Source organism: Pseudomonas sp. NPDC089743 (assembly GCF_044748785.1).
GTDB lineage: Bacteria > Pseudomonadota > Gammaproteobacteria > Pseudomonadales > Pseudomonadaceae > Aquipseudomonas > Aquipseudomonas putida_X.
In genome coordinates this window covers 653,097-668,969 of sequence record NZ_JBIVGS010000001.1, presented here as the reverse complement: position 1 = coordinate 668,969, position 15,873 = coordinate 653,097, and the positions used below count along the sequence as shown (strand labels likewise).

Sequence of the window (15,873 nt, the reverse complement as noted above, 5' to 3'; positions counted from 1 at the left end):
AGCCACCGTGTACACGGAGGCTTGCGCATGTTCGATTCCAGCGCCCTGCTGCGCCAGCGTTTTGCTGCGCTGCGCAGTACGGCCGAGTTGTTTTCCCTACGCCATGTAAAACAGTCACACCAAGCGCTGTCGGTTCGCCGCAATGTCGCCGAACCGCCATGCTTCAGCCTGGACGAAGGCGCCATGCTCAGCGTGCGGGTCAATGGCGTGGAGGCCTATGCGGCGACTGCCGACCTGTCCCAGGCTGGGCTGCAGCGCGCCTTGGAGCAAGCCGAGACGCTGGCCCGGCAGATCGCCCGGCACAGCCTGCTGGACCTGCGCGACCAGCCCGTGGTCAGCGCACGCCACGATCATGTCTCGCCCAACTTCGACCAGCCCGTCCCCAGCCTTGCCGATTGCCTGGGCCTGCTCGCCGCCGAATCGGCCAGCGTACCCAAGGACAGCCGCCTGGTGGACTGGCAGGCCAGCCTGGGCTTGAGCCTGGTCGAGCAAACCTACCTCAACTCCGCCGGCGCCGAACTGCGCCATGCCCAACGTTTTCTGTTCCCAGGCCTTGGCGTAACGGCCAGCGATGGCCAGGACAGCCAAAGCCGCAGCCTTGGCCGTGACAACTTCGGCCAGCAGGGTGGTGTCGAAATCATCGAGCGCTGTGGCCTGGTCGGCGCGGCCAGCCGGGTAGCCGACGAGGCACTGCAATTGCTGCTGGCCCCGAACACCCCCAGCGGCCCGCGCGACCTGCTGTTGATGCCCGACCAGATGATGCTGCAGATCCACGAATCCATTGGCCATCCTCTGGAGATGGACCGCATTCTCGGTGACGAGCGCAACTACGCCGGCACCAGCTTCGTCAACGCCAGCGACTTCGGCCACCTGCAGTACGGTTCCAGCCTGCTCAACGTGACCTTCGACCCAACCATCGGCGAAGAGCTGGCCAGTTACAGCTTCGATGACGACGGCAGCGCCGCCAGCAAGCAGTTCCTGATCCGCGACGGCCTGCTGCTGCGCCCGCTGGGCGGGGCGCTGTCGCAGTTCCGCTCCGGCCTGGACGGCGTGGCCAACAGCCGCGCCTGCGGCTGGAACCGGGCCCCCATCGACCGCATGGCCAACCTCAACATCGAGCCGGGCGACCAGTCTCTCGAGCAACTGATCGGAGGCATCGAGCACGGCATCCTGATGCGTACCAACCGTTCCTGGTCCATCGACGATGCGCGCAACAAGTTCCAGTTCGGCTGCGAATGGGGCCAACTGATCGAGAACGGCCAGCTCAAGGGCATCGTCAAGAACCCGAATTACCGCGGCATCTCTGCGCAGTTCTGGCGCAACCTGTCGGCAGTCGGCGACCGCAGCACCTTCCAGGTGCTGGGCACGCCCAACTGCGGCAAGGGCGAACCCAACCAGGTGGTGCGCGTAGGGCACGCCTCGCCGGCCTGCGTGTTCCGCCAGATCGACGTATTCGGAGGAGACGCGTGATGAAACAGGCTTTCGAAACCCTGGTCGGGGACGTGCGCGCCGCCCTGCACGCGGGCGAGCAGTTCACCCTGAGCTACAGCGCCGAGCAGTCGCAATTCGTGCGTTTCAACCACGCCAAGGTCCGCCAGGCCGGCGAAGTGAGCCAGGCCAGCGCGCAACTGCGGCTGATCCGCGATGGCCGCCAGGCCGAACAGCAAGTGACCTTGAGCGGCGATGCGCAGCTGGATCGCCAACGCCTGGCGGATGCGCTGCAGCAGCTGCGCCAGACACTGCCACTGCTCGCCGTCGACCCTTACCTGCGCCTGGACGAGAGCGCCTGGCACAGCCACAGCCAACAAGCGCAGGCGCTGCCAGACCTGAGCGAAGTGCTGGCGCTGCTGGAGCATGAAGCCGGTGACCTGGACCTGGTCGGTATATACGCCGCGGGCCCGATCTGCCGAGGCTTCGCCAGCTCGTTCGGCGCCTTCGGCTGGCACCAGGCCAACAGCTTCAACTTCGATTGGAGCCTGTTCCACCCAAACGGCGAGGCGGTGAAGGCCAACTATGCCGGCCAGCGGTGGAGCGCCGACGACTTCAGCGCACGCCTGCGCCAGGCGCGGGAGCAGTTGGGCTTTCTCGGGCGCCCGGCGGTCACCCTCAAGCCCGGCAGCTACCGCGCTTTCCTGGCGCCGGCAGCGATGGACGAGATCGCCGGCATGCTGTGTTGGGGCGGTTTTTCCGCGCAGGCCCTGGCGACTGGCAACAGTGCCTTGCAGCGCCTGTACAACGGCGATGCGCGGCTTAGCCCGCTGGTGAGCTTCTCCGAGCAAGTCAGCGGTTCGTTGAGCCCGGCGTTTTCCGATGAAGGCTCACCGCGCCTGGATGTGCCGTTGATTCAGCAAGGACAGGCGCAGCAACGGCTGATCAGTGCCCGCAGCGCTGCTGAGTTCGAGTTGCTGGCCAATGGCGCAGACGGCTACGAATCGCCCTGCGCCCTCAGCCTGGCAGCGGGAAATCTCGCCAACGCAGACATCCTGGCGCGGTTGGGTACTGGCCTGTACATCAGCAACCTGTGGTACCTGAACTACTCGGACCTGCCGGCAGCGCGCATGACCGGGCTCACCCGCTTCGCGACCTTCTGGGTGGAAAACGGTCAGATCCAGGGGCCGGTAAGCACCATGCGTTTCGATGACAGCCTGTACAACTTGCTGGGCAGCCAGCTGGAAGACCTGACCTGTGAGCGGGAAATGATCCTGTCGACCAGCACCTATGGACAACGCAGCACTGGGTCGAGTCATTTGCCCGGGGCACTGGTCAAAGGCCTGACATTGACACTATAGGAGGGCAATACCAACCTCTTCGCAGGCCTGACCAGACTGTGAAGAGGAGTATAATGCAGAGCATGCTACGGAGACCCTGTGCTAGGGAACCATGCCAACGCTACCCAGCCCTATTATCGAACCCCTACGTGCTTCGAATACTGTTGGTTTCATTCCACAAGGCCATGACTTCAACAGACTTCCGGACCGGAATGGGCTGATAATTTCTAGCGGGCAGTTTAGGTTGGCTAATACGACTCTCGTACGGCCCAAGAGCCGCTTTTAGCCTGACTGCATGCACCTCCGTCATACCCGTATAACTAATGTTGATTTTTGGAGCATCCCGTGCTGACGGAGGTAAAGTCTGTGAGATGTGAATGTGTTTAGAGTCCAACCCTCTCTCGATGGAGTTAATGACATCTCTCACAGCTGTGGCTGATACCTTATCCGTCATTGGAAGATAGCTCTTCATATACTTGGCAAAACCCTTCGGGTCGTAAGCAGCAGTATCCTGCACCATTCGATTTATTCCAATCCCATCGTCCAGCCCAGCCATCGACTGCGGCGCTAGAACCTCTGCCGCCGGGCCGTAGCTAATTATTTTATTATGCGCGGGCGTCCCCCTACTAAAGAAGTCTACAAAAGGCCCGCGCCCCACTTCCCGACCTGCCAAAAATTGAAGAGTAGGAATGCCAGCACGCCCGCTCGGGTCGATAAAGTTGACGGGATCTCCTCGACAATAGGCATAATCATTAATACCCGCCGATGTAAAGGGGCCAGACTTATCAGGAGAGCAGAAGCGCCGGAGTCTGGGACTGTAAAAACGCTCGCCATTGCCCAGCGCATACACCGTCTGCCGCGGAAGGTAAAGTTCACCATTGAAACCCAAACTAAGTTTGGCCCTTCCAGGCACACCGTCGCAGCCGTACGCGTCGTAACAAAGCGCGTGATCGCCTGCGCTGCCACTGATCGCCCTGAGCACTGATGAAGAGACGTCAGTCGCTACCAATCGCCTACAATCAGCCTGGCCCAGGACCAGCGGTAGCCGACCAGACCGCATCAGGCGTTCAGCCCCTGCGGCATCCATCAGCATGGCCAAACATCCTTTTTCGTAGAAAAACAGCATTTTCTGCTTCCTCGCCCAGGTAAGGCCCACCTCGACCCACAGCAATCGTGAGGCGAGAAACCTGCATGCCGTCACGCCTCCCTCTACAATCACCCTGTGTCGTCGAATGCTCAACTGGTAAAAGTGATAGGACCGTCAAATATCTGGCTCTGCATCAAGCGGTTGAATCCGCAGGAACTCGGCAGGTCTCTGAGATAACGCACCGGCTTTCCCCCTCCACATGAAACTGCCCGTGCCTGTCCAGCCCATGATTTGAGGATAAAATGCCCGAACGCACCCCGTTGGACCCCACCACCGCCCGCTGGATCCCCTGGGTGGTGGCCATCGCTTTCTTCATGCAGTCCTTGGACGGCACCATCCTCAACACCGCGCTGCCAGCCATGGCCCGCTCGCTGGCCGAAGACCCGCTGCGCATGCAGGGTGTGATCATCGCCTACATGCTCACCGTGGCCCTGCTGATCCCCGCCTCGGGCTGGATCGCCGACCGCTTCGGCACCAAGCGCATCTTCTTCAGTGCCATCCTGCTGTTCAGCTTCGGCTCGCTGCTGTGTGCCGCCGCCAATAGCCTCGGTTTCCTGATCTTTGCCCGTGTGGTGCAGGGCCTGGGCGGCGCCCTGATGCTGCCGGTCGGGCGGCTGGTGGTGCTGCGCGCCTACCCGCGCACCGAGTTGGTGCGCATCATGAGTTTCATCACCATCCCCGGCCTGCTGGGGCCGCTGCTGGGCCCGACGGTTGGCGGCTGGCTGGTGGAAATTCTCAGCTGGCACTGGATCTTCCTGCTCAACCTGCCGGTCGGCCTGATCGGCTGCTACGCCGTGTGGAAGTTCATCCCCGACCTGCGCGGCGCCGAACGGACCCGTTTCGACACGCCGGGCTTCCTGCTGTTCGGCGCCGCGATGGTGCTGATCACCATCGCCATGGAAGGCCTGGGCGAGCTGCACCTGCCGCACCTGCGGGTGATGCTGCTGTTGTTCGCCGGCATGGCATGCCTGGCGGCTTACTGGCTGCGCGCCGGGCGCGATCCCGAACCGCTGTTCTCGCCCAGCCTGTTCCGGGTGCGCACCTTCGCCATCGGTATTCTGGGCAACCTGTTCGCCCGCCTGGGCAGCGGCGCCCTGCCGTTCCTGGTGCCGTTACTGTTGCAGGTGGCGCTGGGCTATTCGCCAGCGCAGGCCGGCATGAGCATGATCCCGCTGGCGGCGGCCGCGATGGTCGCCAAGTCCGTTGCCCGGCCGCTGATCGAGCGGCTCGGCTACCGGATCGTCCTCACCGGCAACACCGTGCTGCTCGGCCTGCTGCTGGCCAGCCTGGGGCTGGTCGACGGGCAGACCCCGTATGCCGTACTGCTGGTGCAACTGGCCCTGCTGGGCGCGGTGAACTCCATGCAGTTCACCGCCATGAACACGGTAACCCTGATCGACCTCGACGATGCCAGCGCCAGCAGCGGCAACAGCCTGCTATCGGTGGTCGCGCAGCTGTCGCTGAGCCTGGGCGTAGCCTGCGCAGGCGCACTGCTTGGCGGTTTCACCGCAGCCGGCAATGCCGATGGCGTGGACACCACCTTGGGCGCCTTCCAGCTGACCTTCGTGACCATCGGTATCATGGCCATGCTGGCGGCGGCGATCTTCCTGCAGCTGTCGCCGACGGACGGAAGGCGTGCCCGTCGTCCGGAACAGCACATGGAGTCTTAGGGCGAATGGCCATGAGGCTGGTAGACTGCGTGGCATTTTTCGCTTCGCAACGCAGGCCCGCCTCGTGACCACCGAAACCACCGCTTTTGCCACCTTGCCGCTGTCCGCCGCCATGCTGGCCAACCTGGACGCCCTCGGCTATGCCGCGATGACGCCGATCCAGGCCCAGAGCCTGCCCGTCATCCTCAGAGGCCAGGACCTGATTGCCCAGGCCAAGACCGGCAGCGGCAAGACCGCTGCCTTCGGCATCGGCCTGCTCAACCCGATCAACCCGCGTTACTTCGGTTGCCAGGCACTGGTTCTGTGCCCCACCCGCGAGCTTGCCGATCAGGTTGCCAAAGAGCTGCGCCGCCTGGCCCGCGCTGAAGACAACATCAAGATCCTCACCCTGTGCGGTGGGGTGTCGCTGGGCCCGCAGATCGCTTCGCTGGAGCATGGCGCGCACATCATCGTCGGCACCCCAGGGCGCATCCAGCAGCACCTGGACAAGGGTACCCTGGTGCTCGACGGGCTCAATACCCTGGTGCTGGACGAAGCCGACCGTATGCTCGACATGGGCTTTTTCGACGCCATCGCCAGCATCATCGGCAAGACCCCGTCGCGCCGCCAGACCCTGCTGTTCTCCGCCACTTACCCGGCCGGTATCGAGCAATTGGCCGCCGACTTCATGCGCAAGCCGCAGCAGGTCAAGGTCGAGAGCCTGCACACCGATAACCAGATCGAACAGCGCTTCATCGAGATCGACCCGCAACAGCGCCTAGAGGCCGTCACCCGCGTGCTCGGCCACTACCGCCCGCAGTCTTGCGTGGCGTTCTGCTTCACCAAGCAGCAGTGCGAAGACGTGGTCGCCCACCTCACCGCCAAGGGCATCGTGGCCCAGGCCCTGCACGGCGACCTCGAACAGCGCGACCGTGACCAAGTGCTGACGATGTTCGCCAACCGCAGCACTTCGGTGCTGGTAGCCACCGATGTGGCTGCACGCGGTCTGGATATCGATGGCCTGGACATGGTCATCAACGTGGAGCTGGCGCGCGATGCCGAAATCCACGTGCACCGCGTCGGCCGTACCGGTCGCGCGGGCGAGAAAGGCATTGCCGTGAGCCTGGTGGCACCGGCCGAAGGCCATCGCGCCCAGGCCATCGAGGCACTGCAAAAGAGCCCGCTGCGCTGGGACCAGCTGGACAGCTTGAAGCACAAAGGTGGCGAACCGCTGTTGCCGGTCATGACCACGCTGTGTATCGCCGCAGGCCGCAAGGACAAGCTGCGCCCGGGTGACATCCTGGGTGCGCTGACCGGTGATGCCGGCATCCCGGGCAAGCAGGTGGGTAAGATCGCCATCTTTGACTTCCAGGCCTTCGTGGCCGTGGAGCGGGCGTTGGCCAAGCAGGCGATGCAGCGGCTGAACAGTGGCAAGATCAAGGGCCGCGCCCTGAAAGTCCGCATTCTCTGACATTTTTTGCGGCTGCCTTGCAGCCCATCGCCGGCAAGCCAGTTCCCACAGGACCACCACAGGCCTCAGGCATTGTGCGATGCCCGTGGCTGCTGGCTTGCCGGCAATGGCCGCGCAGCGGCCCCGAACCAGCAATGAGGTAACACCGTGCACACCACCGACGTGATCATCCTCGGCGCCGGCGCCGCCGGCCTGATGTGCGCCCAGCTCAGCGCCCGCCGTGGCCGCCGGGTGCTGCTGCTCGACCATGCCAACAAGCCCGGCAAGAAGATCCTCATGTCGGGTGGCGGGCGTTGCAACTTCACCAATATGTACACCGAGCCGGCCAACTTCCTTTCGCAGAACGCACATTTCTGCAAGTCGGCCCTGGCCCGCTACACCCAATGGGACTTCATCGAGCTGGTGGCCAAGCATGGCGTGCCCTACCACGAGAAGAAGCTCGGCCAGCTGTTCTGTGACAACAAGGCCAGCGACATCCTCGACATGTTGCTGGCCGAATGCGACGAAGCCGGTGCCGAGCTGCGCATGAACACCAGCATCGAGCAGATCGAGAAGACCGAAAACGGCTATCTCCTGCAAACCAGCGCCGGCCAGTTCGCCTGCCAATCGCTGGTGATCGCCACCGGCGGCCTGTCGATCCCAACGTTGGGCGCGACCGGCTTCGGCTATCAGGTAGCCCGCCAGTTCGGCCATACCTTGCTACCGACCCGCGCAGGCCTGGTGCCGTTCACCATCACCGAGCCTCAACTCAAGGCATTGTGCACCGAACTGTCGGGCACCTCGCTCGATTGCACAGCCAGCTGCAACGGCACCCGCTTCCGCGAGAACCTGTTGTTCACCCACCGAGGCCTCAGCGGCCCGGCGATCCTGCAGATTTCCTCGTTCTGGGAGGCCGGCGACACCGTTGAAATCAACCTGCTGCCCGACCGTGATGCACTGGCCTGGCTGCAACAGCAGCAGGCCGAGCGCGCCAACGCGGAACTCAAGACCGTCTTGGGCGAGGTGTTCACCCGCAAGCTGGCGAACCTGCTGGCCGAACAGTGGTTCGAATCAAAACCCATGAAGCAGTACACCCCGGCGGAGCTGGCGCAGATCGCCGACAAACTGGCCGCCTGGCAGCTGGTACCGGCAGGCACCGAAGGCTATCGCACCGCCGAAGTCACCTTGGGCGGCGTCGATACCCGCGAGGTGTCGTCGAAAACCATGGAATCGCTGAAATCCCCCAACCTCTATTTCATTGGCGAGGTGCTGGATGTCACCGGCCATCTGGGCGGTTTCAATTTCCAATGGGCATGGGCATCAGCCAACGCTGCAGCACAGTTCGTGTAGAGTAGAATCCATTCAGCAGCACGGAACGCTTCTTGCTGGTCCGTGCCGTAATGCATTCATTCGATCACTGCCAGCAGGCCATCATGTCATCGAGTTCGTTCCGTCAGTCATTGCGTCGCCTGTGGGGTCAAGACAAATTCAGCTACGCCATCCGGGTGACCATCGCCCTCACCGGCAGCATGGCCTGGTGCTGGTACCAAAACGAGATGAGCCTGCTCATCCCGTTGTTCCTCGGCATCATCGCCAGCGCGCTGGCCGAAACCGACGATAGCTGGCAAGGCCGCCTCAGCGCGTTGCTCGTCACCCTGGTGTGTTTCGCCATCGCTGCAATTTCGGTGGAACTGCTGTTCCCCTACCCTTGGATCTTCGCCATCTCCATGGCCTTGGCCGCCTTCTCCCTGACCATGCTTGGCGCACTGGGTGAACGCTACGGAGCGATTGCGTCGGCAACGCTGATTCTGTCGGTGTACACCATGATCGGCGTGGACCAGCGCGGCGGCGAAGTCAGCGACTTCTGGCATGAACCAATGCTGCTGGTGGCCGGTGCCGCCTGGTATGGCCTGCTCTCGGTACTGTGGCAGGCATTGTTCTCCAACCAACCGGTACAGCAGAGCCTGGCCAAACTGTTCTTCGAACTGGGCACCTACCTCAAGCTCAAGGCCAGCTTGTTCGAGCCGATTCGCACACTCGATGTCGAAGCCCAGCGCCTGGCATTGGCCCGGCAAAACGGCAAGGTGGTCGCCGCGCTGAACGCCGCCAAGGAAATCATTCTGCACCGGGTCGGCAACAGCCAACCCAACTCCAAGGTCAGCCGCTACTTGAAGCTGTACTTCCTGGCCCAGGACATCCACGAACGGGTGAGCGCCTCGCACTACCCTTACAACGCCCTGACCGAGGCGTTCTTCCACAGCGATGTGATGTTCCGCTGCCAGCGCCTGCTGCGCAAACAAGGGGCGTCCTGCCAGGAACTGGCACGCTCGATCCGGCTGCGCCAGCCGTTCGTTCTGGCCACCGGCTTCGCCGAGGCCCTCGATGACCTCAACGCCTCGCTGGAGCACCTGCGCAACCAGAACAACCCCGCCTGGCGCGGGCTGTTGCGCTCACTACGCGCCCTGGCGGCAAACCTGGCCACGCTGGACCGCCTGCTTGGCGCCGCCAGCAACCCGGACAGCCTGGCCGACGCCAGCGACAGCAGCCTGCTCGACCGTTCGCCACGCAACCTCAAGGATGTGTGGAAGCGATTGCGCACCCAGCTCACACCGACCTCACTGCTGTTCCGCCATGCCCTGCGCCTGTCGTTGGCGCTGTCGGTGGGCTACGGCATGGTGCACTTGATCCACCCGACCCAAGGCTACTGGATCATCCTCACCACCCTGTTCGTCTGCCAGCCCAACTATGGCGCGACCCGGCGCAAGCTCGTGCAGCGGATCTTCGGCACAGCCATCGGCCTGACCGTTGGCTGGGCGCTGTTCGACCTGTTCCCGAATCAGCTGATCCAATCGGCGTTCGCAGTGGTGGCCGGGGTGGTGTTCTTCGTCAACCGGACCACCCGTTACACCCTGGCCACGGCGGCGATCACGCTGATGATCCTGTTCTGCTTCAACCAGATCGGCGATGGCTACGGCCTGTTCCTGCCACGGCTGTTCGATACCTTGGTCGGTAGCCTGATCGCCATCGTCGCAGTGTTCCTGTTCCTCCCCGACTGGCAAGGCCGGCGCCTGAACAAGGCGCTGGCCAACACCCTGGCCTGCGCCAGTGTGTACCTGCGTCAAATCATGCAGCAGTATGCCCACGGCAAGCGCGATGACCTGGCCTACCGCCTGGCCCGGCGCAACGCACACAACGCCGACGCAGCGCTGTCCACCACCCTGGCCAACATGCTCATGGAGCCGGGGCACTTCCGTAAGGAGGCCGATGTGGGCTTCCGCTTCCTGGTGCTGTCGCACACCTTGCTCAGCTACCTCTCAGGGCTGGGGGCGCACCGTGATACGGCGCTGCCGGCAGAAGTCCATGAGCAGCTGATCGAGGGCGCGGGGCAGGCATTGGCCGCCAGCCTCGACGAAATCGCCAACGGCCTGGCAGCGCGGTTACCCGTGGCGATCCACAGCGATGCAGAGGAAGCCTTGGCCAATACGCTGGAGCAGATGCCCGAAGAACTGGATGAACATCAACGATTGGTGCAAACCCAATTGGCGCTGATCTGCCGGCAGTTGGGGCCGTTGCGCACCTTGGCAGCGCACTTGATCAAAGAGAGCTCACCGGCCTGATCGTTCTTGCCTGCGCCGCAGATCAAAAGCCATGCTGGCGCAGAAGCCGTGCATAGCTGCCGTCTGCCTTCATCGCTTCGATGCTGCGCTCGAATCGCTCGACGATCTGCCGATGCTCCGGGTGCTTGAGGCTGACCAGGATATGCAGGGTGTTCTCGCCCAGCGCGGGTTCGACCAACACCACCACATTGCGCACCGACTCGGGTTCGCGCTGCAGGTTGTAGCGCGCCACGAACTCATCTTCCACCGCCAGTTTTACCCGCCCAGCAGCCAGCATGCGCACGGCGGAGGAAAAGTTGCGTACCGGCACCTTGTGCAAGCGGATGTCGCTATCGAATGCCGGTGAGTAGGCATAATCACGCACCACGGCAATGCTGTAGGGGTACAGATCGGCCAGGCGGCTGTAACGGAAGCTGTCGCCCTTGCGCTTGAGCAGACGGATGCGGTTGGTCAGGTAGGCCTTGGAAAACTGGCCGATGCGGGTGCGCGAATCGTTGTACCAGGCATTGATCAGTACGTCGTAGCGGCCTTCGCTCACCCCGAGCAGCGCCCGCGCCCACGGTACTTCCTCGTACTCGCTGGGGTAACCTGCACGCGCCAGCGCCGTGGTGACGATGCTGGTGGCAAGGCCACCACCGGGCATACCGGCATCGGTGAACGGCGGCCAGGTATCGGCCACCAGCCGCAGCTTGGCCTGGCCCAGGGCTGGCGCCGCCAGCATTACGGCCAACACTCCCAGAACGCAAAACAGTGGCCGCATGCTCAAGTCCTTTTGCAGTAGGGGGCACAGGCTGTTGATGGCGGTCTTCGATCACGCTGGTAGAGAGACTACACAAAGCCGCCGTGCAGGGCAGCGGCCAATAGTGTCAATTAGCCTCTATTTTGGCCGAGGCATACAGGCCCACGGACTTACGGGTAGCCGAGCACTTCTCTGATCTGGCGTAGGTGGCGGATGATCCACTGCTTGTCGATCGCTCCCCAGTCACGGATCCGATAATGCCCGGCGTGGTTGCGCGCCCCGTCCTGCTGCTCGAACTCGCAGACAATGTCCAGGTCGGCCAGCGCAGCGATGGTGTCCTGCGCGGTGCGGCGCGGCATGCCGGTGGCTTCCATCAAGGCGGGCACGCTGGTAGCGGTCTGGCTGTCGATCAGCCAGGCCACGTACAGGCGGCGATAGAAACTGCTCTTGGTCTTGCTCACATCCATGCTGCGTGATCCTTACAGGTTACCCGGCAGCTCCCGATAGGTCAGGTAGACGCGCAGGTCGAATTCCAGTTGGTGGTAGTCCGGCTCCATATGCTGACAAAGCTGATAGAAGGCTTTGCTGTGGTCACGCTCGCGCAGGTGCGCCAGCTCGTGTACCACGATCATGCGCAGGAACTGCGGCGCGGCCTCCTTGAACAGCGAGGCGATGCGGATTTCCTTCTTCGCCTTGAGCTTGCCCCCCTGCACCCGCGATACCGCAGTATTGAGCCCGAGCGCACGGTGGGTGAGGTCCAGACGGTTGTCGAACAATACCTTGTCCAGGCTGGGCGCACTGCGCAGGTACTGCTGGCGCAATGCCTGGGCGTAGCCGTACAGCGCCTTGTCGCTCTGCACGTCATGGCGACCGGGATAGCGGCGCTGCAGGTAGTCACCCAGGCGGTCGCTGTCGATCATCAGCTGCACCTGCTCCTGCAGGTGCGGCGGGTAAGCTTGCAAATAGCGTAAGACGGTCATGGCATGGCATTCGGCGTAACGAATGCCGATTCTAGCCAATCAGGGCGCCGGCCAGGGAAAAATTGCCGGGAAGCCGCTGGCATCGGCGGCGGTCATCGGGCGGGCGACAAGAAAGCCCTGCACGTAGGCGCAACCGTTTGCCTTGAGCCAAGTGGCCTGGGCCGCTGTTTCCACCCCCTCGGCGATGACAGTGACGTTGTAATCGGCGCACAGGCCGATGACGCTGCGCACCAGGGCGGCATCCGCCGCCGAATCGGGCAGGCGCGCCACCAGGTGACGGTCCAGCTTCAAGGTGTCGATAGGCAGGTCGCGCAGCATGCGCAGCGAGCAGTCGCCAGCACCAAAGTCGTCCAGCGCCACGCGCACGCCCAGCTCGCGCAGGCGGTGGATCTGCTTGATCGCCGCGTCGATGTTGTACATCAGTGAGGTCTCGGCGACTTCCACTTCCAGCTGCGCCGGGTTGAGCTGGTAATCCTCTATCACCCGCTGCAACTCATCGACCAGCCCAGGCATGGCGAACTGGGCGCGGCTCAGGCTGATACCCAGCACCAGGTCCGGCGCAAAACGCTCACACCAGGCCTGGCGCTGCGCCGCGCCCTGGCGGTAGATCCAGCTGGCCAGGCGCGTTATCAGTCGCGCCTCCTCCAGCAAGGGGATGAACAAGCCCGGCGGTACATCGCCAGCACTGGGGTGCTGCCAGCGCAGCAGGGCTTCGAAACCACGCAGATGCCCGTCGGCGAAAGCGACCTGGGGTTGGTACACCATGTTGAAACCTTGCGACTCGACCGCGTCGCGCACGCTGTCCTCGAGCATCAACCGTGAACGCGCCCGGCCATTGAGCTCCTGCTCGTAGAAACGGTACTGCCCGCGCCCAGCTTGCTTGGCCGCATACATCGCCGCATCGGCAGCACGCAACAGGCCTTCGACCGTGGCACCGCAGTCCGGGTAGGTGGCAATGCCGATGCTGACACCCAGGGATACATCCAGGCCGGCCACCTGCCGCTGAACGGACACACGCTCAAGCAGTTGCTCGGCAAAGCGGCCGGCTTGTTCCGGATACGGCAGGCCATCGAACAGCGCAGTGAACTCGTCTCCGCCCATGCGTGCCAGCAGCGCCTCACTGCCCAGGCAGTCCTTGAGCTGCTCGGCAACCCAACCCAGTACCCGGTCCCCGGCATCGTGGCCGAGCGAATCATTGATCCGTTTGAAGCCATCCAGGTCCATGTACATCAAAGCCTGCGTCTTGTCCGAGCGTTCGTTGCGCAGCAGCACACTTTCAGCTGCCTGATAGAACCCTCGGCGGTTGAGCAGGCCGGTGAGCGGGTCGGTGACCGCCTGGTATTCGAGCTGCTGGTGCAAATTACGCACTACCGACATGTCCAGCACCGTCACCACCATCGCCTGCTGATCAGCCGGCAGCGGCGCGCAGGACAAGGCTACCGGCACCAGGTGGCCGCCTGACGTGCGCAGGTGAGCATCGTGTATACGGAAAATCTGCCGCGACTGGTAGGCGTGATGGAAATCCGATTCGCTCCATAAGGTGGCATTGGGCAGTTGCAGCAAGCCAAGCAACTGCGCGCCCTGCAATTGCTCGACCGGGGCATCGAGCAAGCGCGAGATCGCCGGGTTGGCAAAGCTGATGCTGCCGTGAGCGTCGACCACCAGAATACCTTCGGCGGCGTTTTCCAGGATGGACGCATTGAACGCCCTGGCTGCCTCCAGTTCGCGCGTCAAGCGTTGCAGCATGCGCCGGTTGCGCTGCTGGTCCAGCTGCGCCTGCACCTTGGGCTTGAGGATCTGCGGGTCGAACGGCTTGAACAGGTAGTCCACCGCACCGCTGGCATAGCCCTTGAGCACGGCGGCATCGGACTGCTCGTTGGCGGTGAGGAAAATGATCGGAGTCAGCTTGGTCCGGTGGCTGCCACGCATCAGCCGGGCAACCTCGAAACCGTCCATTTCCGGCATCTGCACGTCGAGCAGCACAAGGTCGACTTCGTGCTCCAGCAAGGCGCTCAAGGCTTCCATCCCTGAACCTGCGGTCAGCACCTGCCAATCTGTGCGGGCCAGCAAGGCGCGCATGCTTATGAGGTTCTCAGGGTAATCGTCCACCACCAGGAGAACCGAGCTGCCATCCGGTGGTTGAGGGTAAGCGCCATCCATGCTGCTTTCTCTTTTATGACCGACTTCGACGTGCAATTTGGATCCGATTAATCACTCTAGACGCGAGTGCGTAACGCGCAATGCAATCAGAACGCTATCAATGACTAAATGTAAGGGTAGTCGACTAACGGTTGTTTGCTGGCCATTGGCCCATAAAAAAACCCGCATTTCTGCGGGTTTTTTCGTGGCGGCCTGTGATCAGTTGACCTTGGCGGCCAACTCACCTTTCAGGTAACGCTGGAACATGCCTTCCAGGGAGATCGGCTTGATCTTCGAGGCATTGCCGGCGGTGCCGAAGGCTTCGTAACGAGCGATACAGACATCGCGCATGGCTTTGACGGTTTCGCCGAAGAACTTGCGCGGGTCGAACTCGCTTGGGTTCTGCGCCATCAGGCGGCGCATGGCACCGGTGGAAGCCAGACGCAGGTCGGTATCGATGTTGACCTTGCGCACGCCGTGCTTGATGCCTTCAACGATTTCTTCGACCGGTACGCCGTAGGTTTCTTTGATGTCGCCGCCGTACTGGTTGATGATCGCCAGCCACTCCTGCGGTACCGAGGAAGAACCGTGCATCACCAAGTGGGTGTTGGGGATGCGCTTGTGGATTTCCTTGATGCGGTCGATCGCCAGCACGTCACCGGTCGGCGGCTTGGTGAACTTGTAGGCGCCGTGGCTGGTGCCGATGGCGATGGCCAGGGCATCCACCTGGGTTTTCTTGACGAAATCCGCGGCTTCTTCCGGGTCGGTGAGCATTTGGCTGTGGTCCAGCACACCTTCGGCGCCGATGCCGTCTTCTTCACCGGCCATGCCGGTTTCCAGCGAACCCAGGCAGCCCAGCTCGCCTTCGACCGAAACGCCGCAGGCGTGCGCCATGGCGACAGTCTGCTGCGTGACACGGACGTTGTACTCGTAGTCGGTCGGGGTCTTGCCGTCTTCACCCAGCGAGCCGTCCATCATGACCGAGCTGAAGCCCAGCTGGATCGAACGCTGGCACACGTCAGGGCTGGTGCCGTGGTCCTGGTGCATGCACACAGGGATGTGCGGGAATTCTTCGATGGCGGCCAGGATCAGGTGACGCAGGAATGGCGCGCCAGCGTATTTGCGGGCACCGGCAGAAGCCTGGACGATCACTGGGGAGTCGGTCTTGTCGGCCGCTTCCATGATGGCGCGCATCTGCTCGAGGTTGTTGACGTTGAAAGCTGGAACGCCGTAACCGAACTCGGCGGCGTGGTCCAGCATCTGGCGCATGCTAATGAGTGCCATTGTGTATCTCTCTCCCGACAAGCGTCGTTTTGTTTCGTGCAAGCCTGCCGCAGGGGCGGTTGCTGTTCAAGTAGTGTGGGCCACCCGTGCGGCCCGGCCA

Annotated in this window: 12 protein-coding genes; 6 read left to right on the top strand and 6 right to left on the bottom strand. The window is 62.8% G+C overall.

The genetic code is table 11. The annotated features are described in order from the left end of the window. Positions 1 to 27: 27 nt before the first annotated feature. Together ACIPZC_RS03105 and ACIPZC_RS03100 are read left to right on the top strand one after the other, a co-directional pair. Positions 28 to 1,470 (top strand): TldD/PmbA family protein, encoded by a 1,443-nt coding sequence (locus tag ACIPZC_RS03105; protein WP_400624744.1) that lies wholly within the window; start codon positions 28 to 30, stop codon positions 1,468 to 1,470. Further along, positions 1,470 to 2,789, top strand: a complete 1,320-nt coding sequence (locus ACIPZC_RS03100; protein ID WP_400624742.1) for a TldD/PmbA family protein — start codon at positions 1,470 to 1,472, stop codon at positions 2,787 to 2,789. The genes ACIPZC_RS03105 and ACIPZC_RS03100 overlap by 1 nt, the downstream gene beginning before the upstream one ends. Before the next feature lie 124 nt (positions 2,790 to 2,913). On the opposite strand, the gene ACIPZC_RS03095 is transcribed toward ACIPZC_RS03100, so the two are convergent. Beyond that, positions 2,914 to 3,894: an RHS repeat-associated core domain-containing protein gene (locus tag ACIPZC_RS03095; protein ID WP_400624740.1), complete on the bottom strand. Its 981-nt coding sequence runs from the start codon at positions 3,892 to 3,894 to the stop codon at positions 2,914 to 2,916. Positions 3,895 to 4,157: 263 nt separating this feature from the next. Here ACIPZC_RS03095 and mdtD point away from each other — a divergent pair, with 263 nt between their 5' ends. The 4 genes from mdtD (at position 4,158) to yccS (ending at position 10,631) form a co-directional block, all read left to right on the top strand. Continuing rightward, positions 4,158 to 5,585, top strand: a complete 1,428-nt coding sequence (gene mdtD, locus ACIPZC_RS03090) for a multidrug transporter subunit MdtD (RefSeq protein WP_241804032.1) — start codon at positions 4,158 to 4,160, stop codon at positions 5,583 to 5,585. A 112-nt stretch (positions 5,586 to 5,697) separates the two neighbouring features. Beyond that, on the top strand, positions 5,698 to 7,035 hold the full coding sequence (gene dbpA, locus ACIPZC_RS03085) for an ATP-dependent RNA helicase DbpA (RefSeq protein ID WP_400624832.1): 1,338 nt from the start codon (positions 5,698 to 5,700) through the stop codon (positions 7,033 to 7,035). 147 nt (positions 7,036 to 7,182) lie between these two features. After that, on the top strand, positions 7,183 to 8,364 hold the full coding sequence (locus tag ACIPZC_RS03080) for an NAD(P)/FAD-dependent oxidoreductase (RefSeq protein ID WP_400624738.1): 1,182 nt from the start codon (positions 7,183 to 7,185) through the stop codon (positions 8,362 to 8,364). Between the two features lie 83 nt (positions 8,365 to 8,447). Next, a complete protein-coding gene (yccS, locus tag ACIPZC_RS03075) occupies positions 8,448 to 10,631 on the top strand; it encodes a YccS family putative transporter (RefSeq protein WP_267820561.1) in 2,184 nt (727 codons plus the stop codon). 22 nt (positions 10,632 to 10,653) lie between these two features. Here yccS and ACIPZC_RS03070 read toward each other — a convergent pair whose 3' ends face one another. The 5 genes from ACIPZC_RS03070 to fba all read right to left on the bottom strand — a co-directional run bounded on the left by ACIPZC_RS03070 (position 10,654) and on the right by fba (position 15,773). Further along, on the bottom strand, positions 10,654 to 11,391 hold the full coding sequence (locus ACIPZC_RS03070) for a substrate-binding periplasmic protein (RefSeq protein WP_400624736.1): 738 nt from the start codon (positions 11,389 to 11,391) through the stop codon (positions 10,654 to 10,656). Between the two features lie 149 nt (positions 11,392 to 11,540). After that, a complete protein-coding gene (locus tag ACIPZC_RS03065) occupies positions 11,541 to 11,837 on the bottom strand; it encodes a helix-turn-helix domain-containing protein (RefSeq protein ID WP_241804035.1) in 297 nt (98 codons plus the stop codon). Positions 11,838 to 11,849: 12 nt separating this feature from the next. Then, on the bottom strand, positions 11,850 to 12,350 hold the full coding sequence (locus ACIPZC_RS03060; protein ID WP_267823861.1) for a M48 family metallopeptidase: 501 nt from the start codon (positions 12,348 to 12,350) through the stop codon (positions 11,850 to 11,852). Positions 12,351 to 12,389: 39 nt separating this feature from the next. Then, entirely contained in the window at positions 12,390 to 14,510 is a 2,121-nt protein-coding gene (locus ACIPZC_RS03055; RefSeq protein WP_400624733.1) for a putative bifunctional diguanylate cyclase/phosphodiesterase, read from the bottom strand. Between the two features lie 198 nt (positions 14,511 to 14,708). Continuing rightward, positions 14,709 to 15,773, bottom strand: coding sequence for a class II fructose-bisphosphate aldolase (gene fba / locus ACIPZC_RS03050; protein WP_008093958.1), 1,065 nt, complete (start codon positions 15,771 to 15,773; stop codon positions 14,709 to 14,711). Between the last annotated feature and the right edge of the window lie 100 nt (positions 15,774 to 15,873).